This window comes from Neptuniibacter marinus (assembly GCF_001597725.1).
In the GTDB taxonomy this organism is placed as follows: Bacteria; Pseudomonadota; Gammaproteobacteria; order Pseudomonadales; family Balneatricaceae; genus Neptuniibacter; species Neptuniibacter marinus.
Map to the genome: position 1 here is coordinate 230,455 of NZ_LUTR01000001.1, position 20,170 is coordinate 250,624.

Here is a 20,170-nt window from a genome sequence, read left to right on the forward strand (position 1 = left end):
TCAAAGCCCTAGTTAATCTAGGGCTTTTTTGTTTGTTAGTAATAAACCGCTTAAACGCCCGACAGTAAAGATACAACTAACCGATACAAGCCCAGCCAGCATAGGCATCATACTCAACCAGTAACCTAACGACAGCAACCACACCGGCACCCCAGCTAATAGAAATACCATACAAAACCCAGCAAATCGCCAACCTACTGGCAACTTCGCCAAAAAAAGCCCCCAACACAACGTTGCTAATATACCAAGGATAACTGCCCACACAGACAAGGAGGGCGACAGCATATATCCACGATTTAATGTACTAAAAATAAAGGCATGAATTTCTGTGGAAAAAAATGAATTTTGCGGTAAAACCTTTAACTTATTCTCAATTGTTGGAGCGCTAATCCCCACAAATATAGCCTTATTTCGCAACTTATCTTTGGGAACTGAGCCATCAAGTAAAGCCCATAATGGGTAACGCAGTACATGTTGCTCAAACGAGGCCAAACCAAATGGCAACAAAAGCTCATAATCACGGCTCCACAACTTAGAGAAGCCTACATGTAGGTAAGGTGTTCTTAAACCAGAAAAGTCATCTGCTTTCACAGGTGCATAGACATGAAGAGAAGCCAGCGCCAAACTAGGCCACCGAGGAAAGCCCATGCCTGCATAAAGATAGCTACGCCGAAGATATTCATCCTCGTCTAAAGAGAGATCGGCATGACCCATTACTGCTTTTGGTAGTTCAGCAGCATTTAAAGGTTTTAATTCTCGGCCATTCTCTGCGATCAAAGGCAATATCACTCGACCGCTCTGCTTGATTGCATCAACCAAACGTTTATCACCTAACTTGTTATCAAGATCTTCACCGATAAACGCAACATTATACGTGATAGATGAGGCTTCAGCTGAAGATAACCTCTCTATCACCTCCGCATGGATGCCACGATTTAGCGGCCACCCCGAAAAGCGGTCGATACTTTCTTGGTCGATATCAATTAACACAACATCTTTAGGCCTATAGTCCACAGATGCGTAGTACTGATTCAACAAGTCGTAGGCGAATCGATCAAACCAAACAGCCAAAGCTGAAGAGCTTACCAAAACAACAATCGTAAATGGCAGCGTCAGAAAGACTAAAAACCTAACCCCTTGGAGCATTACAAAATCAACAGTAAGGTTGCTGCACCAGAAAAGATAAGTGGCCACCAATTCTCTATTGGCTGCTCAACCTGCTGTGGAGCCGTCCATTCACCTGCATAATCATCAGCATCGAATGCCCTAACTCTTATGTAATATGTACCAGGCTGTGGCTTATCTATAGCTAATTCAGCTTTATCAGTGTTTTTATCAACCAGAATATCGTTAAACTCTTGGTCACTTGCAAATTGCAGTTGGTAATATTTAATATCTGGTTCAGTATTCCAACTAAAAAACATCTCATTTTCACTACTTACCGGTGCCTGTAGTTCTGGTTTCGCAGGAACAGGCTTGACGGTAAATTCACCAGCAAAACCGAGTGGGCCCACTTTTCCTTGCGAGGTTACACTCGTAACACGCCAATAATAATCGCCAGGCTCCATAATATTTGCTGTAAAACGAGTATCTGAGATATCACTTTCCTGTAAAGCTAAGGTTTCAAAATGCTCATCCTTAGCTATATCAACTTGAAAACGATCTGCTAGCTCTGGACGAGACCAAACAAATTCCACTTCACCAGAATAAATAGAATCAGAAGGGCGTGGTGCTTGTCGAACGGGAGGAAATGGTCGTGCATCAATAGTGATTTCCTGCACTGAAGAAAAACCTTGCAGGCCCTCTTCACTAATCGCACGAACCCTAAGCCAATAGCTCTTATCTTGCAGCGATGAAGGTAATCCCATTTTCGGCTGATCCGAAACAGAATCATAAACAATGGCGGTAAACAGCTTATCAGGTGAGATCTGTCCACGATATTTAGCCGCATCTTTCAGTTCACTCCACACCAACTTACTCGGCAGATATTGAATCGGCGCACTTAAATCAGGCAGTTCAGGTGCAGAAAGAAGCTTTGTGGGCTTAGCGGGCGGCATATCTGCTTTTGCCAACGTCCCATAACCTTGACTTACAGTAGTACCACCTAAATTATTTTCAACACCGATTTTACCCTCGACAACTTCAGCCGCTGTATTTGAACCTTTAGCACGCACTCGATATGTAGTGCCTTTCGTTGTTGCAAAGGCAACGGGGGTATCGATTAAGAATTGGGAACCCGGTACTTTTGCAGGGTTCGCTCTAATTTCTGCCTCACCCTCCTCAAGAAACACTTTAATATCTATAACTTTACGTTTACTGCCAACAACAGTCGCTTGCCTAATCTTTAGTAAGCTGTTTTCAAGAATCAAGACCTGTGTGCCGTCGTCAAATTCCAACAACACGGACGATTGAGGAGAAGTCTTTATCTGATCTCCCTGTCCTAAACCTTGGCCTCGAACTAATGGCAAATGAGCTTTGACTGTACCGTCATTCATAACCACTTGTGCTGTTACTGTACCGCTAACATCTAAAATTGTAATATCCGACTGACGCTCTTTAATTAACGAACGCGGTATTTTAAGCACGGTACCCGGTAGCATCTGCCTATCATTACTAATATTATTCAGACGCTCTATAGTTTTCCATTCTCGCCAATCCGTCAAAAGCTCATGGGCAATACTCCACACAGACTCCCCTGGCTGCATAGGATAATTCCATTCACTCTCTGTTTCTGCCAGCACAGTCTGAGAAAACATTAACATGCAGAGCAATGCTAAACTTTGTTTTAATTTCATCACTGAATAACGTCCTGTTTCGCGTATTAAAAGAGATGGTGAATCGAGTTTTAATTAAGCTTATATTCAGCCTAGTACAAACAACCGCATTAACATTAAAACTCTTCCATAGGCCCTATATATAACTTATCATTTTCCCACTAATTCAACTATCTAGCTAGCATGGAAAAAGCCGTTTTATAATATGACATACCCAATTATATGAGTATAATCATCCCTTAAATCATTACATGATACGCTTTAAATCCATGCAGACATTCGAAAAAGATTCTAAAAGTAAACGACTCCGCACAGCGATAAGCGCTATTATTTCCACAGCTATTTTAACGGGCTGTGGTGCTCTTACCCAAAAAGCAGCCCAACAGTCGAACAACGAACAATCAGACTCTGGCTTTTGCTACAACGGTGGACGCACAAACGAGTATAGCTGCGACCCAGAAAAAGCAACCCCGCAAGCAGACATGCGGACAGCGGATATCGATGAAGAATGGATGAACGAAAAGCTATCAGAAGTTCGTTCTTGGCTCGCCGAAGAGAAGCAAGCCATTCTTAATGGTGAAGCATCTCCAACAGATAAAACAAGCACAACGCCTCAAGAATATATTACAACAGTCAGTATAAGCACACCTACACCTCAGCAAACCTCTCCTGAGATAGCAAAAATTTTACGCTTCAGCCAACAAGGCCAACATAAAGCCGCACTGACAGCGATTGATAAACTCATTGCTGAAAATCCCAATATGGCTGCAGCAAAGTTGACTAAAGGGATTGTTACCAACCAGATGGGCGATAAAACATCCGCTAAATCTATTTTTACACAGCTGATGATAGCCTACCCTGATAGACCCGAAGCGTTTAACAATCTCGCTGTCATTTATGCTGAAGAGGGTAACTTCGCCCAAGCAATAGAAACCTTACAACAAGCCTTTCAGACCCACCCAAGCTATGCCCAAGTACATAGCAACCTGAAAGAGCTCTATGCGACATTGGCATCTCAGGCTTACAACAAAGCTCTTGACCTTGGAAGTATCGCCGCTAGCCCTGAACTCACAATGATCGATCGAGTACCTAGCGATATATCTGGTAATAGTTCTGATCAGTTACTACTCGTAAGCAACGCCGCGACGTTGAGTGCACCGCTACAACAGCAAGAAGCAAATCCCGCTGAAGTAATACCTACACTGTCAAAAGCTGATGCAACTAAGCAATCTTCTAATGTTATACAAGCCGAAAAAACAGCTGCTGAAATTGCGGCACTCAGCAACCTAAACCTGCCTCCGGCAAAAAAACCAATCATTCACGAGGCAGGACCGAAACCAACAGACCACATAGTCAAAGCACTAGATACAAAACTTGAAAACCACCAAGTTGCCGATCAAGAAGTACCTTCCAAAGCAGTTTCTACTCCCCTTGTTTCAACAGAGCAAGAGATCACTCAAAGCTTACAACGCTGGGTTCAAGCATGGAGCAATAAAGATTATCAAGGCTACATAAGCGCTTATACTCCTATGTACCGACCTAATTCAAAACTAAGCCATCAGCAGTGGGTTGATCAGCGCAAACAACGCATAACTAAACCTAAATTCATTCATGTAGGTATAAACAATATTCAGATTAACATTCTGGGGCAGAATTTAGCGGAAGCACGCTTTGAGCAGCGTTATGAATCTGACACTTATAAAGATGCGGTCAAAAAGCGGGTAATGATGGTCAATTCCAATGGACAGTGGAAGATCAGCCTTGAAAGAAGCCTAGGTTTAATCCAGTAAAACTTATTGATGAGAATGAATAAAAAAACGTCCTTTACTGGACGTTTTTTATTGGTCACAAATATTACAACTCAGATCCAGGTCGTTTTAATACGACGGTACCCTCAGCTGCTTCTGACGCAATTTTCCAACCCTCTGCAGTTAACTGCAACTCTAAACGCTTTGTAGTCTCATCAGCATAGCCAGGCTTTTCAAAACGCTGATAGAACTCAATACGATACCAATGGGTGTTTAAACGTGAAAAGGTTGGTGTTCCTAGCTCAAGCTTTATCCATTCTGGCGACAATAATCGTTCTTTCCTAAACTGCCTCCACTCCTCTACTGGCATATCTACACCATACAGAGAAGCATCTTGAATATAACTCCCTATATACACATCCCAGTTTTGAGATTGCCAAGCTTGATGCCAAACCTCAAACACCTTCCTTACTTCATCCTCATTATTCATCGCAGCGACTGGGCTCACTTGCTTTTCAGATGTCTCATCTTCTAATAATGAATGATTCAACACATTGCCTGGCGTTGTGGAGATTACCTTCAGAACATCTCGACCATCAATGTTCCCTGTATAACTTGGAGAGAAACCGGCATCATTAACAGCGATAAACCTACGAGTTAGTTCACTCTTATCACTCCATAATTCACCTTTTGCCTCTTCAACCACTGCGGTCAAATCGGCGACAAGAACCGGATTTAACATTATTTGGTTCTGAGCTGCTGAACCGGCATGATCAATATTTTGAGTAGCTCGTATCGACTCTAAAGGAACAGCCTCACCATTTAACTTGACCTGTGGTGTTATCGGCTCTGAAACTTGCTCTAACACTCCATTATTAGTCACTTCTTCATCATCCAGAAGTTCGACCGTTAAAGGCACCATTGAGTCTTTAACAACCTCATCAATAGTCGCCGAAACTTTATCCTCTGAAGCTTCGCCCATAAAACCGCTATACCAAGTCCAAAGACCCAACCCGACTAAAGCGATAAATCCAATCCAGAGTATAGTCTTAGCAAAAAAGGCAGAAGAGCTGTTGGCATTAAAACCATCTTGATAGAAGCCATCCAGCTTAGCCGCTAGGGATGGATTAACCTTCAAGATTGAGACAAGCTCGGGCGTACTCACTAGCAAAACAACAACAGCAGCACCCTGTTCATCACATACCGAAGGCAAACTCAAAAGGTAAGTTAACGCCTGTACATCAACACTTTCGCAATCAATTGTGATTAACAGCTTTTTGCCCACTAAAAGGCGTTTTTTTAAGGCTTGAAGAATTAAGGATGCACTTTGTTCAACAGAAAGGTAGTCGGCCAAAGCCGCCTGCAAACTAAGGAATTCTAGCTTGCCCTCACATTGAAAGTGATCTGGATAATGTTGCTGAGTTTGTGCTAAAAGCTTATTGACCCAAACCCTAGGGCCATCAATACGAACAACCTGATGCTGATCTATATTTTGGAGTAATAGCTCAGAAGCATTCATATATTATAGCGCCCAGCTCACTTAGCATGGATTAAGGTTTACCTACAGAAGGTAAACCTTCATAAGCAATTCGCCAGCGGTCATTTTCAAACGTCCAATATTGACGCTTAATAGACTTCCCTTGAAGGTTGCTACTTTTATAATCTTGGCGAAAAGTAGCCACAACAAGATCTGGGTTGTCTGGATAGCGATAGAGACTTAGGTTATCAACATCAACATCTATGAATTTTTTACTGCGATTTACGCGCTTTTTATAATTAGAGAACTGTTTCAGATCTCTTTTCCCATCATGATAGTTTGTCGCATAATTCTGAATATAACGAGAATGTTCAAGGCTTTCCCAATCAGCAGCCCAACGCTCAATTAAACTATTAAAACGTTCACGTTGCGCTAACCAGTCCTGTTTTTTAATCCAACGAATGTTATGCCCCACCAAAACAGGGGTGTCTTTAAAATCTATCTTTTGGTCAAGTTCGATAAAATCTGGATTCGTAAGGGAGATACACCCTTCACTGGCTTTAGGCGGGCGGCTGTAAGTTTCAACTGGAGATCCATGTAACCATATACCATTACCTGTTCTTCCTAAACGCTCATCCCATACATTAGGGTAATTGAGTGGCAATGCACCAGACCCATAACGTGAAGGTAGATTCTTATCCTCTAAACGCCCTGTAATAAAATAAACGCCTAATGGTGTTTTTAAATCTCCTCTTTTCTCTTTGCCAACTCCACCTCGTCCGTAGGAAGCATAGAAATCTTTGACTAAAACAGGAACACCATCATGATTTTTAAACAGAAATAACCGAGAGAGTCTCGTATCTACAACGACTGCATATTTCTGATTTTCTGACATTTTCAACATATCAGCAGGTAGCATATCAATGGATGGCTTTTCCATCTCCATCAATAAACGCACTTTAGCTTCAGAAATTAATCCATCTATTTTCTGTTTATCATTATGGCTGCCAGAGCTACTTAAAGGCGCTCCTTGTGCTTGAGCAGATAAAATATCTGCATAGACAAGCTGAGCAAGGCGAAAGTCTGGGCGGCGTTCAGTCAACTGTTTCAGGTCAATTAATGCCGAATCTAACTCATGACTACTCAGATTCTTTAAACCACTTAATAAAAGCTCTTCATTACCATCAGACAAACCATAAGGACTTTGAGATAACTCATCCGCTGCGGCATTCCCAAATGAGGAAAGTATTACCCAAGCAATTACAGAACCGATCAAACTTTTTGTCATTTACCCAAACAACCCCAACGTAATTTAAGCTCTAATTATAACGATATTCAGTGTTAATGGGACTTAATTTATTTAGATAAACAGCTAATTTCGAAGAAAACTCTGCCTGAACGTTATTTTATAGCATCTAAATCAACACTTTCTAAAACACTCCGCCTTATTAAGCTCGTGGTCGCTTATTTAAAACAAAGTTTTCAACCAATCAAAGCATACTTTTAGTAGCTACTAACGGAAACAGGTCAACCTCTCTTAAATTCAACCTCGCTTACATTCAACAAACAACGATCAATCCCTGTTGTTTAAACTCAATTAATCTCGCTATACTGCTAAAAAAGCTTTATTGAGAGAGAATTATGGACTGCCTTTTTTGTAAAATTATCAATAAAGAGATACCTGCACAGATCGTTTATGAAGATGAGCATGTAATTGCTTTTAATGATATTAATCCCCAAGCACCAACCCATTTGCTGATTATTCCTCGCATACACATATCAACGCTAAATGATATTAGCGAAGAACAAACACCTCTCATCGGTCACATGATAAAAAGTGCTGCCACTATTGCTAAACAGATGGGGTTTGAGGAAGACGGCTACCGCACAGTTTTCAATTGCAATGAAGATGGTGGACAAACGGTTTACCACATTCACCTACATCTGCTCGGTGGTAAAGCTATGGGTTGGCCCCCTTATCAAGATAAATTGAAAACAGCGATAGAGCAGTAAACAGCCGACTTAATAACCTTGGGCACTCTGTAATTGGAAGTCGTATCCAAAAGGAATATAATTGCAGCTAACTTATACATATAGAATGTAATCGAGATTAGCCTTAATCATGCTACAGGAAAATCAGCTTCACGCTGAGAGTAATCACGGATCAGAGAATAGTGAACAACCTTTAATAACCCCTTATCGACATAGGGGTTATAAAAAAGCACTTTATGCTTTACGTGATGCTCTCGATAATCACAGCGCAGTCATCCTCAAAGGGGTGGAAGGCACAGGTAAAACCACACTTGTATCTGAGCTGATTAGTGATTATCAACACAAAGGGGTTCCTGTTGTACGGTTCGATACGGCACTGACTAAACCGTCACAGTTTTATTCGAAACTAGCCGAATGCCTCAAGGTACCCAAACAAAAAAAAGATCTGATTCAAGCACTGCGTGACACTAAAGATGCGGGTCAATATTGCTTAGTCGTTATAGATCAAGAAGCTATAGATTCATCGGAAACTGTTGCTGACGCGCTTAAACAGCTTTGCTTAACATCAGAAACAACGGCTGGTGCAATTAAACTCATCGTAGTTCGCAAAGACTATTTAGTTATCCACACAGGTAAAACACCTGAGGCTGATTTTCATAATTGGATCAAAACTGAAGTCACTCTTAATCCTCTACAAATAGACGATATCGAAGGCTATCTATATTACCTGTGCGCTATAAAAGGCCTCCCCCCTACACCTTATGAAATAGGCACAGACTTCTCAATGATAGAACAAACAGAGGGGCGGATCAGCCGTCTAAAAGCCCTTTTGTTGCCTTTGATTCACAAAGATGTGATTACCCGTAAAGACTTTGCAAACAATGAACATAACAGCAAGCCTTTGCATACCAATCATTCAGGTATTTTTGCCTTAGCTTTTGTCGCCATACTAGCCTTAGGCGTCGGCATAAATCACTTTTTATTTTCAGATGAACCTCAGCCATCTTCAGAACCCCCAGCAGTAGCGGTCTTTGCTGAATCAGAACCCACAGCTTCAGGAACCCAGCAGACAGCGAATTTCAGTGTAACGCCGCCAAGTGTTGCCAAAGATAAATCGCAAAGCACGGTTAAGACTACGGATCTTAAAACCACTGATTTAACAAACCAAGGCACCAGCATATCGACAGCTAGTGCTAAGAATAACGCAGCTAACAAACCTGAGAACCCTCTACCTACCGATGCTTCACCCGACCAATTCCAAACTGAAGTAAAAATGAAACTACTACAGTTAGAGACTGAATTAACCGAGGCTAAAATAGAAAACAACCGCCTACAACTAGCATTGATTGAGGCGCAAAAAGAGCAAGACGCAAAAATACAACGCGCGCTTGATACGAAAAAGAAAGAGGAGCTTAGCTCCACTGTAGAAGCAGAAGCTACATCCAGTAACTCAGATAACCCCTCAAAAGAAAGCCTTGCAGCTAATAAAACTGAAGCGCTATCACCGATTACTGAAACCTCAGCACAACTAACTTCAGAACCACTCAGTGTAGATCAAGCCAGCGTTACTAAAGTGCCACAAAACGATACAACACAAGAAGACTCTGCTACAGATAAGGTTGTAAGCACAGATCACAACACAACCCCTACTGTTGCGACCTCTCAGAAAGAGAAACAGCCATTAGATCAAGCGACAGCACTTATTAATCGTTGGCAGAATGCTTGGCAAACTCAAAACCATGAAGATTATATTTTCACTTACACATCCGTCTTTAATGGCCCATACAAAACTCATCAACGCTGGTTACAGAAAAGACACACCGCTTTAACAACACCGGAATGGATTAAGCTAGAACGAACTGAGTTCTCAAATATCCAACTGTCCGATTCGACGGTGACCGTTGATTTTTGGATCAACTATGAAGCATCCAACGGCTATAAAGATAAAACCCTTAAACGCCTCACCATAGAGAATATCGAGGGTGAGTGGCTTATTAGTAAGGAACAAAATTTAGAAGTACAACCACTGCTTTAACAGTGCCTATCTTCCAGATACTTTGAATTTACAGGATGTACAACGATTACTTAGGTAATGGTTGTACTCTGCTTTTTTACTGATTATCTAACAAGGATATACAGGAAACTCTGCAGCGTACTTATCTATCCACTCCTCTGCCGCCTCCTCTGAACTCAGCTGACGCCCCTCTTCATTAAGCACCTTCTGGCGATACTCCTCTATATGACAAACTTGCTCAACCATTCTTACCGAATAAGCCGTAGCAAAATCAGAAAAGCCTATACCTACTAGATATCCAGCACCCTCTCCTTTACACCAAAGAACATGACCAATCGTTTTAAATGAAGGATCATTTAACCAAATATCAACCTCAACAGCTTGCCCTGCACTCATTGCTTCAGGTGATTCACATGAAAGTCCACCCACACTAATATCATTTGTTTGAACACAGCGTGGAGCGTAACTCGATAAGCTCTCTGAGCTATAATTAGGTACAGAAAGTTGAATAGGTATTCCTGTAGCATGCCTTATAAAACGGCGAGGCATAACTCTCCCCCCTTTACCTTTAATACATCTCAGTGTAGACCTAATATAAAAAAAGAGAACATAAATGCTCTCTTTTTAGCTCCAAGACACGCTGGCACAGTAGTATTAGCCTTTACTCAATAGGTCTCGCAAATCAATAATTGACGCGTTTGCTCGAGAAATATAATTAGCCATTACCAATGAGTGATTTGCAAAAAGACCAAATCCCCCACCATTTAAGATCATTGGGCTCCATACAGTATCTTGAGTAGCCTCAAGCTCTCGTATAATTTGACGTAAACTTACCCGTGCATTTTTCTTTGCCAGTACCGGCCCAAAATCATGCTCGATCGCTTTCATAATATGTAATAAGGCCCATGCAGATCCCCGTGCCTCAAAGAAGACATCATCGATCTCTAGCCATGCAGTTTTGATTTCGGCCTCGCTCGCGACTATCGTGGACTGTTCCGCCTCGGCATCCCCTGCTAAATCCGTATTCAAACGCTTCTGACCTACACTAGCACTCAAGCGTTGTGACAAACTTCCCAAACGCGTTTGCACATCACCCAACCAGTTATTAAGATTATCTGCTCGAGCAAAAAACTGAGCTTCAGTTTCCTCTTTACTTACCAAAGCAAGTTGATAACTTAACAAGGCATCTAAACCCTCTTCATATTGCGATTCAGACGAAGGGATCAGCCAGCTATTGGCATCAAAGTTGAACTGCGGTTCAGCTACTGTCAGTGCTAAATATTCTACAGATTGAGATTGAGAACGACTAAAATCTTTCCGCATTGCTCTAGCTAAATCGCGGGATTGCACTAATACCCCATACTCCCAGTTACTAATGTTATCTAACCACACACCTGGAGGTGCTATATCATTACTAATATATCCACCCGGCTTATGTAGCAATGTATCAACCAAACGATGTAGGGTGAAAACTGTAGTGTACCCAGTAGTAATCTCTAGACCTCGCTCATCAGCGTCAATCTCTGCTTCAGATATAGGATCAAACGCACTTGGGGTAATACTCCAATAAATACCTAAAGGTATAGAGACAACAATCGTCAATAAAATCGCTGCAAAGAATGCGCGACTTATTTTACCGCCCGGCATGTTATCCCAAAAATCCAAAAACCAATCAATCAATAATCCCATGAAATTTCCTCAACCCATAAAGCGGCTATTACAATCTGACAACCTGATCCAACTCGCTATAACGCACATATTTTGCATTTTAACGTATAAGAAAACCCTATTCTAACAGCCCATAACTTTAGATGCGCACATTAAGTTCTTGCCTTAACAAAGATATATCAACATCACCTAATAAAAAATATTTCCACACTAAATGTTACCTATTTTTTTTATCAGCACTACTCATAAAACTAAACAAAAGAGGCCCTACAAAACAAGTACATATTATTTTAATATTCAACCCAATATTAAGTATTAGGCAAGATACCAAGTAATAATAAAACCTCCTCCTAAGTTTTAAATATTAATATCTTCAAACTCTTAACTTAAAATGACATACATCATTAGAAAAAAATGTTGCAGCGCGTCATAATTAAGCAATAAACTAAAGATATTCTGTTGTTAATACATCGCTTTAGAATAAGTATTGGCATGTTACTTTATGATAAAAAAATCCCGAGGCCTCAATGGTTATTCAAGAAAAACCGCCACTGCATGATCAGTTAGAGTTTTTTATACAACAAGCGGAAAAAGCACGCCCAATTCGCACGGTTGTTGCTCATCCTGTTGACAGTAACAGCCTGATCGGTGCTGTTGAGGCTGCGGAACATAATTTAATTATCCCTACATTAGTTGGCCCAGAAGATAAAATCAGGGCTGTTGCGGAAGAACAGAATCTAAACATAAATGATTTTGAGCTGATTAACACAGAACATAGCCATGCCTCCGCCGAGATCGCTTGCGAGCTAGTAAAGCGTGGTGAATCTGAAGCTTTAATGAAAGGCCACTTAGGTACATCAGAGCTATTACGTGCCGTAGTACATAAGATTAAAGGGATTCGCACTGAACGACGTTTAAGCCATGTCTTTGTCTTTGATGTTCCCAACTATCACAAGCCACTCATTATTACTGATGCTGCCATCAACATCGTTCCAGATCTCCATTGCAAAGCAGACATCACTCAAAACGCTATCGATTTCTGTCATGCTTTAGGTGTTGATATACCTAAAGTAGCCATTTTGTCAGCGGTGGAAAAAGTAAAACCTAATATTCAAAGCACCATTGATGCTGCAGCGCTGTGTAAAATGTCCGACCGTGGACAGATTACAGGCGGCTTACTCGATGGTCCTCTTGCCTTTGACAATGCCATTTCACGGCAAGCCGCTATTGATAAACATATAGTATCGGAAGTTTCTGGCGATGCAGATATTCTTCTAGCTCCCGACTTGGAAGCTGCCAACATGATAGCTAAGCAATTGATTTATTTAGCCAATGCTAAATCAGCGGGTATAGCTTTAGGGGCGAAAGTACCGATTATTTTGACTAGCCGAGCAGATAAAACATTGGCTCGTTTAGCTTCTTGCGCCCTTGCATCCCATATGGTTCATCACAAGAATTCATAACTATGAAAACAATTCTGACTGTCAATGGCGGCTCTTCAAGTTTGAAATGCGCCCTTTTTGAATTAAAAGGGAATTCGCTAACACTACTTTACGGCTTTAAATTGGGTAATATTTTAAATACAGCCCGCTTTAGAGTTAAAGATGCCAGCGGCACGATACTTGAGCAAAGCACGCCTGATTATCTATCAGTACCGATGGAAGAGCGCCACCAGGCGTGTTTACAAACTATTTTAGACTGGCTAAATCAGCATCTGCCTGAAAGTAGTTTAGTTGCCATAGGCCATCGCGTTGTACATGGCGGAGGCGATTTTAGCGAACCTTGCGTAATAAGCAACGAAATTAAAGCGCAATTAAACGCACTGATTCCTCTTGCGCCGTTACATCAGCCATACAATCTTCGCTTAATCGAAGCCTGTCAGGCACTCGAGCCCACACTACCTCAAATTGCCTGCTTCGACACAATGTTTCACAGCAAGCAAAGCAACTTAGAAAAAAACTACGCCCTGCCTCGACAATACACAGACGAAGGCGTTCGGCGTTATGGCTTTCATGGTTTATCTTACGAATTTATTCAGCGCCAGCTTAATCAACTCCAGAGTCCATCACTGAATACAGTTGTCTGTCATTTAGGTGCAGGGGCAAGCATGTGTGCTATTAAGCAGGGGATTTCAGTTGCATCTTCTATGGGGTTTACCGCTGTGGATGGTCTACCTATGGGGAGCCGTTGCGGTAACATTGATCCGGGCGTGCTGCTTTACCTCCAGCGCCAACACCAGATGGATGCCGATGAAATAGAAACACTGATCTACAAGCAAAGTGGCTGGTTAGGTGTGTCAGGAATCAGCTCCGATATGCTCGAACTTCACCGTGCAGAGCTACCAGAAGCCGAAGAAGCTATTGAGATGTTCTGCTATCGCGCCGCCTTAGAAATTGGCCGTTTATCTGCCGCACTAGAAGGCTTAGAACAGATCGTCTTTACCGGCGGGGTGGGTGAAAACGATGCCGATGTTCGACAAAGAATATTAAATCGATGTCGCTGGTTAGGTATAACCTACTCCGAAGATGCCAACCAAAAAAATGAAAAACTCATTAGTTTAAATGATTCAACTGTAACTGTACGCGTTATAGCCACTAATGAAGAAATGATGATTGCGACCCATGTTTTAGAACTTATCTCTTAGCCTAACGATTCACGGCTATGGGCGACGCTATTATGCATAATAACGTCGCCCTATTTTATTTCACTCATTTGTTACTATGCGTTAATCAACTTAGCGTTTCGGTTTACGTGGCGCTTTTTTCTTAACACCCGTGTCTTTCTTCTTTTTCTTACTGCTCGCTGCTTTACCTGAGGCTTTGAGTTTTTTCGGGCCTTTATAATTACCCACTAAACCTTCTATCAATTTACGCCTAAAACGCGTTTTTAGATAACGCTCGATAGAAGACATCAAGTTCCACTCAGTGGCATCGACTAACGACACCGCCTCACCCTCTGCACCTGCACGGCCTGTTCGGCCAATACGGTGTAGATAAACATCACCTTTACGAGGCATCTCAAAGTTAATCACCAGATCAACATCCTCAACATCTAACCCACGGGATGCAAGATCGGTTGTTACCAATACGGTTGTCGTTCCTTTACGAAATCCTTCGATGGTGGCAAAACGTCCCTTTTGCTGTACATCGCCATGTAAAAGCGCCGCTTTTAATTTATGGTAACGGAGAAAACCATCTAAACGACGTGCTTGGGTTTTACTGTTACTAAACACAATCGCTTTAGTGTATTCCTCATTTTTTAGCAGTGCGCACAGCTGTTTATCTTTATGCGCTACATCGTCAGAGAGAATAAGGTACTGCTTAATGCCCTCTGCCGCTTCACGCTTTTGGCCCACTTGTACCCATTCCGGCGCATCTAATATCTCATTAGCCAATGAACGTATAGCCGTTGGCAGCGTAGCCGAGATCAACAAGGTTTGGCGAGCATCAGGGCAAACGGACAAAATCTGTTGCAAGCTCTCCTTAAACCCTGTTTCCAACATACGATCCGCTTCATCTAACACAAGAAAATCTAAGCTATCAAACTCAATAGATTGGTTTTCGATATGAGGCAGTAAACGGCCTGGGGTTGCGATCACTAAATCCGCTGACGCTAAACGCTTTGCTTGTACTTTAAAGTCCTCACCCCCAACCACAGAAACCGCAGAAAGCTCTGTGTTCTGCGCTAATTTACTAAACTGATGGAGTGTCTGATCCGCCAACTCCCGTACGGGAACTAAAACTAACGCACGTGGCTGTTTAGCCGGCGACTGCTGCCCCACCATGTTCTGGATTAACGGAATCAGAAACGCCGCCGTTTTACCGCTACCGGTTGGCGCACTCACCAGTAAGTCTTGCCCTTCCAATAATAAAGGCACCGTCCGCTGCTGCACCTCAGTGGCTTCAAGGTAGCCCGCCGCTTTCAAATTATTCTCAAGTTCAGGATGCAATGCGATATCGGTAAACATGGGTGTACTCATTAACAAGAAAAGCGATGAGCTGGATAGCAAAGCCCAACCTCACCGCCTTAAAAAAACGATGCACGTCGATATTAACGTACAAAAAAGTAGTCACGCGGAAAGACCGCTAAAAAGAGATAGATATTACAAATCAAACCACTACAAAGAAACGGGCGTAGTTTGATCGCTTATATGAAAGATCATTACCCATTTTAACAGAATAAATCATTTTCACATGACTTCTGTGTGATTGGGGCAGATGTACTCTGAGGTTACAACAATAAAACGGGCAGCATAATTAAGAGATATACGGCCAACTCAAAAAAAACCAAACACCTCCCAATAAACACTTAAAGCCATCAATCAGCCACTTGAAGTAAAAACAAAGCCTAACTGCAAAACCAATAACGAGGAAATGAAGGGTCCTTTCTTTAAGAGTGCATGTCCCTCTTATTCCCATGTCCCTCTTATTCCCTTCTCCCATGTCGCTCTTAGTCCCTCTTTTTCACCAATTGCCATAATTATGTCGGTAGCCATCTTTATCTTTTTTGAGCGCGTCACCACCAAGGATAAAGCTGTTTTTTGATTGAAGGTAATCAATCAATTCTAGGGCGTCGGCCTTTATCCAAGCGACCTCACCAAGAACCAGTGGGGTTAGGTTCGATTAAAAAAGGTTAATCAAAGCTAGCAAACGCCAACCCTCGGTACCTCAATTTGATACAAGGTATTTATCAAAAATATACGCATGCACTGAGGGGTAATATTTTTAAGGTATGTCTATCCAGTTACTTTTCCATTGATTATGCCTAGATATAGCTGTCTTAACGTAGCTCTCCTCCACCATCTATACATGACTGTTTAAAGTAAGAATTGTCTGAATTGTAGGCGTAAGAAACCTTTAAACCCCAAGAAGTACTATAGGAGCAACTTGGAGCCCCCCCCTACATGATGCTTCTACATTACCAAATGACTGGAAACACAGTGTTTTCATATCCTCTATTTGTCCTTTATCATCCATTATGTACTCATCACACTGCTTTCTAGAATAAAAAGTACATGCGAAATCAATTTTAGGAGATGGTGGTATAGAGATTTGCGTGGATGCTTGTGTTTCGCCCCCTTCTGCCTTTTTTTCCTCTAAAGGAATTGGTTGAGCATTGCTCACCGTACTCTTCGATACAGGTTCATTAGACTCTTCTGATTTTGGAATCTGGTTCATTTCAGTTGCCAATTGTTCTTGCTGGAGTTCTTTCGCATCTGGTTCCGTTACGACAACTCTTGCATTTACCTCAGGCTCATTCATTGACTCTAATAGTGCTACTTTCAACCTGGCTTCATCAGAGTGAAGTGCATTCGGGTATTGCTCTAGATATTCTTTGAAAGCATTTATCTCGTTGTCTGATTTGGCTTTCTGCCAATCATTTTCATAGGAGTTAATCATTTCTGCAATTTCGTGATAGGCTTCCTCCTCTGCTATACCTAAAGGCGTTTCACCATCGGAATTTTCAATATTTGGGTCGGCGCCATTTGCTAATAGAATGGATGCATTCTTAATTGAATTGCCTTTTACAGCTTCATGGAGAGGAGTTGTGAAATAACGGTATATGCCTGAGTGACAGGAAGTTACAGCCCCCCCAATTTTTATCAAGTACTCAAGAATTTCAGTGGCATTTTTATTATCAGCAAAGCCGCAAGTAGGAATTGTATAATGTGTGCCATCGTTTATCTGTGCTCTAAATTCAGGTGAGTCCATCAGTGCTTTCATCTCATTGAAGTCAGCACCCGTATCGGACTTCCAGTATAGGTCTCCGGTAGGAGTAGAAGCACAGCCCGTTAAAACTGCGGTCGAAATTAACGCTAAGCTGATAAATCTTTTGATCATCGATTGAACTCCTTTTAATGTCTATATACCACTACGGAGATTAATTTGCTTGGGCACTTAACACCAAGCTCAAGCGCCGCGTTAGCGGTCGACTTGGAGCGCCTTGTATGGTTGTTCTTGAGGATATTCCACCTTTTTAAATCCTTTTAAAAACGGGTAAATTGAGACCCACCTTCGGCGGCCACCGAAGGCCTTTTTGTCACAGTTCGATGTGCGACAGGTTCGTAAAGACCGGTAACAAGTATGAACGTGGCAAAAACTCACTAGGCATAACTCGAATAGTCATGTGGGCCTCGAGCCCGAATAGCAAGGCAGAGGTAGCTTATCTTATGAATAACACAGAGATCAATGTCGGTATCGACACAAGTAGTACGCAACTCGATATTTATGTGAGGCCTACTGGCCAATTTTTTAGTGTCAAAAACGATACGGCGGGTATAAAAGAGGCCGTTAAACAAATACAGTCTTTAAAGCCCAACCGAGTGCTGATTGAATCCACTGGCCGGCTCGAATTGGAGTTTGTCCGTGCCGCTCACAAAGCAGGTTTGCCGATCGTTGTCTGTAACCCAGGTAATGTTCGCAATTTTGCTAAGTCGTCAGGAAGAATGGCTAAAACAGATAAGCTCGACGCCATGGATATCGCCCATTTTGGTGAAGCACTGAAGCCGAGGTTATCGTCAATTAAACCAGAAAAGCTGAGAGCGATCAGTGATTTTCTGGTTGTGCGAAGCCAATGCCTTGAAATGAGTACGATGCAAAAGAACCGTTTAAAGCGTATGCCCAAGACAGTGCATAAACCGATTCAAGCGATACTAAACACCATTAAAAAAGAGCTTCTATCCATCGACAAGCAACTCGACAAACTGGTTGACAGTGTTGCTGAGTGGCGGCAAAAGCACGACCTATTATTAAGTGCAAAAGGTGTCGGCAATGTGCTGGCTTATACGCTCATGAGTGAGTTGCCAGAGCTGGGTTCCCTCAACCGAAAAGAGATTGCTGCGTTGGTCGGTGTAGCCCCCATGAATCGCGACAGCGGAAGCTATCAAGGCAAGCGATATATACGTGGGGATCGACACCGCGTTCGAACTGTACTGTTTGTATCCATGATGTCAGCCATCCAGTGTCACCCAAAACTCAAGCCTATGTATGAGCGAATGGTGACAGCGGGAAAGCCAAAGAAAGTAGCCATAGTTGCTTGTATGCGCAAGCAACTAACTATCTTAAATACGATGGTGAAAAACGGAACATACTGGGATGAAAAAATGGCCTAAATACTTGACTGGGAACCATAGTCACTTGTTAGGTGCCTACCAATATTTTGTTATAATGTGGCCAACAATAACGCCAAGTAAAGTACCAAGAACTCCCATAAGAGCAGTGACTCTTGATGTTTTAACTTGTTCTACCACTAAACGCCTCTGCCATTCATGTGACGCTACTATGTATTGCGGATTATTTGGGGAAAATTGAGATTGCCAGGCAGCTAAATCTTTATTTGAAAGTTTAGATATATAGAGTTCATCTACCGCCTCAAATTCATGTCTCTTACCAATGTCAGATAGTGATTTATTAAGCTCATTATTCATGTGCTTGGATTCCATATGACACCTAACATTTGTATATACGGGGGTCCGTGTATCTACCCACACCGCTATTAATTAAAAATAGATGTAATTATTTGAAAAGGAAGGAGAAACTAAAGAATTCGATCGTACTCTTCCGTGACAAAACAAGCATGCGCATTAATAACTGATATACCTATAACCTATTAAAAAAAGATCCGTAGATCTATCCATGCCAGACATCCATCTGTCTGATTTATAAATATTTTTAACCTAGCCTAGATCGGATTACAAGCATCCTTTGGAGTAACAAACTTAGAAAAGGGCAAACTTAAGGGGTATGCATCCTTGTGAAAAGCAACCGTAGAACCAATGAACTTAATAAATCTACGCTGGCCTTATTTACCCCAATTTCGCTCAGGGGGTGAGCGCCTACATCAAGCCCTCTGGTAGGAGGTGTAGAAGACCAACCTTTAATCGATGCTTGCTGACCACAGGATTTTAACTCATTAATCACAATGTTCGCGGGTTAAATGCTTAGACCTGACTCTGTTGACTATCAGCTAAAACATCGAATAAAACGCGTTAAAAGCCAAATTAAGCGCCAATCGGGGTACATAACTCAAGCAAAATACCTGAAGGGCAACGTACATAAGAAACCATCTGTCCCCACGGTTTTGACTCAGGTGCCTTTAATTCAATCGCCCCAGACTTAATTGCTTGATTGTGTGCCAAAATCACATCATCAGTGACTAAAGCGATTTCTATACCTAACGGATCTTTTGACTCAGAGGCGCTAACATATTCGCCCTGAAGATTTAATTTCCCCAACTCATGTGAGGCAAAGGACAATACCGTTTCTCCAGTATCCAGCTCGCCATAATCTTTTTCGTCTGTTATAAATTTGCGTTTCATGTCAAAGGCTTGTTCAAAAAAGGACAACGCCCTATCAACATCTGAAACATAGTTAATCGTATAGCCAAATTTCACCACAATAGCTCCCTTTATTGCGCTATAACCTTCGCTAAAGATACACCAATATTTATAACATCAACACCTTGATTTAGGCGGATATTGGCATGCCTTCTTTACTTG

General features: G+C 41.9%; 16 protein-coding genes. 6 read left to right on the forward strand and 10 right to left on the reverse strand.

Features of this window, described 5'->3' with window-relative positions; translation table 11 throughout:
* Window positions 1–12 precede the first annotated feature (12 nt).
* Both A3774_RS01045 and A3774_RS01050 read right to left on the reverse strand, forming a co-directional pair.
* Entirely contained in the window at window positions 13–1,194 is a 1,182-nt protein-coding gene (locus tag A3774_RS01045; protein WP_156473635.1) for a CHASE2 domain-containing protein, read from the reverse strand.
* Window positions 1,146–2,795, reverse strand: coding sequence for a FecR domain-containing protein (locus A3774_RS01050; RefSeq protein WP_067862133.1), 1,650 nt, complete (start codon window positions 2,793–2,795; stop codon window positions 1,146–1,148). The genes A3774_RS01045 and A3774_RS01050 overlap by 49 nt, the downstream gene beginning before the upstream one ends.
* Window positions 2,796–3,043: 248 nt before the next feature.
* Between A3774_RS01050 and A3774_RS01055 the strand changes: the two genes are divergently transcribed.
* The gene (locus tag A3774_RS01055) at window positions 3,044–4,564 is read left to right on the forward strand and encodes a tetratricopeptide repeat protein (RefSeq protein ID WP_067862135.1); all 1,521 of its coding nucleotides are present in this window, start codon (window positions 3,044–3,046) and stop codon (window positions 4,562–4,564) included.
* A 64-nt stretch (window positions 4,565–4,628) separates the two neighbouring features.
* On the opposite strand, the gene A3774_RS01060 is transcribed toward A3774_RS01055, so the two are convergent.
* On the reverse strand, window positions 4,629–6,041 hold the full coding sequence (locus tag A3774_RS01060) for a L,D-transpeptidase Cds6 family protein (protein ID WP_067862137.1): 1,413 nt from the start codon (window positions 6,039–6,041) through the stop codon (window positions 4,629–4,631).
* 31 nt (window positions 6,042–6,072) lie between these two features.
* Window positions 6,073–7,287, reverse strand: a complete 1,215-nt coding sequence (locus A3774_RS01065; protein WP_067862139.1) for a L,D-transpeptidase family protein — start codon at window positions 7,285–7,287, stop codon at window positions 6,073–6,075.
* A gap of 353 nt (window positions 7,288–7,640) precedes the next feature.
* Here A3774_RS01065 and A3774_RS01070 point away from each other — a divergent pair, with 353 nt between their 5' ends.
* Together A3774_RS01070 and A3774_RS01075 are read left to right on the forward strand one after the other, a co-directional pair.
* Entirely contained in the window at window positions 7,641–8,012 is a 372-nt protein-coding gene (locus A3774_RS01070; RefSeq protein WP_067862141.1) for a histidine triad nucleotide-binding protein, read from the forward strand.
* A gap of 109 nt (window positions 8,013–8,121) precedes the next feature.
* Window positions 8,122–10,026 (forward strand): ATP-binding protein, encoded by a 1,905-nt coding sequence (locus A3774_RS01075; RefSeq protein ID WP_067862143.1) that lies wholly within the window; start codon window positions 8,122–8,124, stop codon window positions 10,024–10,026.
* An 87-nt stretch (window positions 10,027–10,113) separates the two neighbouring features.
* Here the strand turns inward: A3774_RS01075 and A3774_RS01080 are convergent, their stop codons facing one another.
* Both A3774_RS01080 and A3774_RS01085 read right to left on the reverse strand, forming a co-directional pair.
* Entirely contained in the window at window positions 10,114–10,554 is a 441-nt protein-coding gene (locus A3774_RS01080) for a PilZ domain-containing protein (protein WP_067862145.1), read from the reverse strand.
* A 105-nt stretch (window positions 10,555–10,659) separates the two neighbouring features.
* Window positions 10,660–11,694 carry a DUF2333 family protein gene (locus A3774_RS01085; protein ID WP_067862147.1) on the reverse strand — a complete coding sequence of 345 codons (1,035 nt, stop codon included), beginning with the start codon at window positions 11,692–11,694 and terminating at the stop codon, window positions 10,660–10,662.
* Between the two features lie 506 nt (window positions 11,695–12,200).
* Between A3774_RS01085 and A3774_RS01090 the strand changes: the two genes are divergently transcribed.
* Together A3774_RS01090 and A3774_RS01095 are read left to right on the forward strand one after the other, a co-directional pair.
* Window positions 12,201–13,136 (forward strand): bifunctional enoyl-CoA hydratase/phosphate acetyltransferase, encoded by a 936-nt coding sequence (locus tag A3774_RS01090; RefSeq protein ID WP_067862149.1) that lies wholly within the window; start codon window positions 12,201–12,203, stop codon window positions 13,134–13,136.
* A gap of 2 nt (window positions 13,137–13,138) precedes the next feature.
* On the forward strand, window positions 13,139–14,317 hold the full coding sequence (locus A3774_RS01095) for an acetate/propionate family kinase (protein ID WP_067862151.1): 1,179 nt from the start codon (window positions 13,139–13,141) through the stop codon (window positions 14,315–14,317).
* 90 nt (window positions 14,318–14,407) lie between these two features.
* On the opposite strand, the gene A3774_RS01100 is transcribed toward A3774_RS01095, so the two are convergent.
* Both A3774_RS01100 and A3774_RS01110 read right to left on the reverse strand, forming a co-directional pair.
* The gene (locus tag A3774_RS01100; protein WP_075107876.1) at window positions 14,408–15,640 is read right to left on the reverse strand and encodes a DEAD/DEAH box helicase; all 1,233 of its coding nucleotides are present in this window, start codon (window positions 15,638–15,640) and stop codon (window positions 14,408–14,410) included.
* An 889-nt stretch (window positions 15,641–16,529) separates the two neighbouring features.
* Window positions 16,530–17,513, reverse strand: coding sequence for an ankyrin repeat domain-containing protein (locus tag A3774_RS01110; protein ID WP_067862155.1), 984 nt, complete (start codon window positions 17,511–17,513; stop codon window positions 16,530–16,532).
* Window positions 17,514–17,842: 329 nt separating this feature from the next.
* Between A3774_RS01110 and A3774_RS01115 the strand changes: the two genes are divergently transcribed.
* On the forward strand, window positions 17,843–18,784 hold the full coding sequence (locus A3774_RS01115) for an IS110 family RNA-guided transposase (protein ID WP_067862441.1): 942 nt from the start codon (window positions 17,843–17,845) through the stop codon (window positions 18,782–18,784).
* 36 nt (window positions 18,785–18,820) lie between these two features.
* On the opposite strand, the gene A3774_RS01120 is transcribed toward A3774_RS01115, so the two are convergent.
* On the reverse strand, window positions 18,821–19,099 hold the full coding sequence (locus tag A3774_RS01120; RefSeq protein ID WP_156473637.1) for a hypothetical protein: 279 nt from the start codon (window positions 19,097–19,099) through the stop codon (window positions 18,821–18,823).
* Window positions 19,100–19,672: 573 nt separating this feature from the next.
* A complete protein-coding gene (locus A3774_RS01125; RefSeq protein WP_067862443.1) occupies window positions 19,673–20,065 on the reverse strand; it encodes a VOC family protein in 393 nt (130 codons plus the stop codon).
* Window positions 20,066–20,170 lie beyond the last annotated feature (105 nt).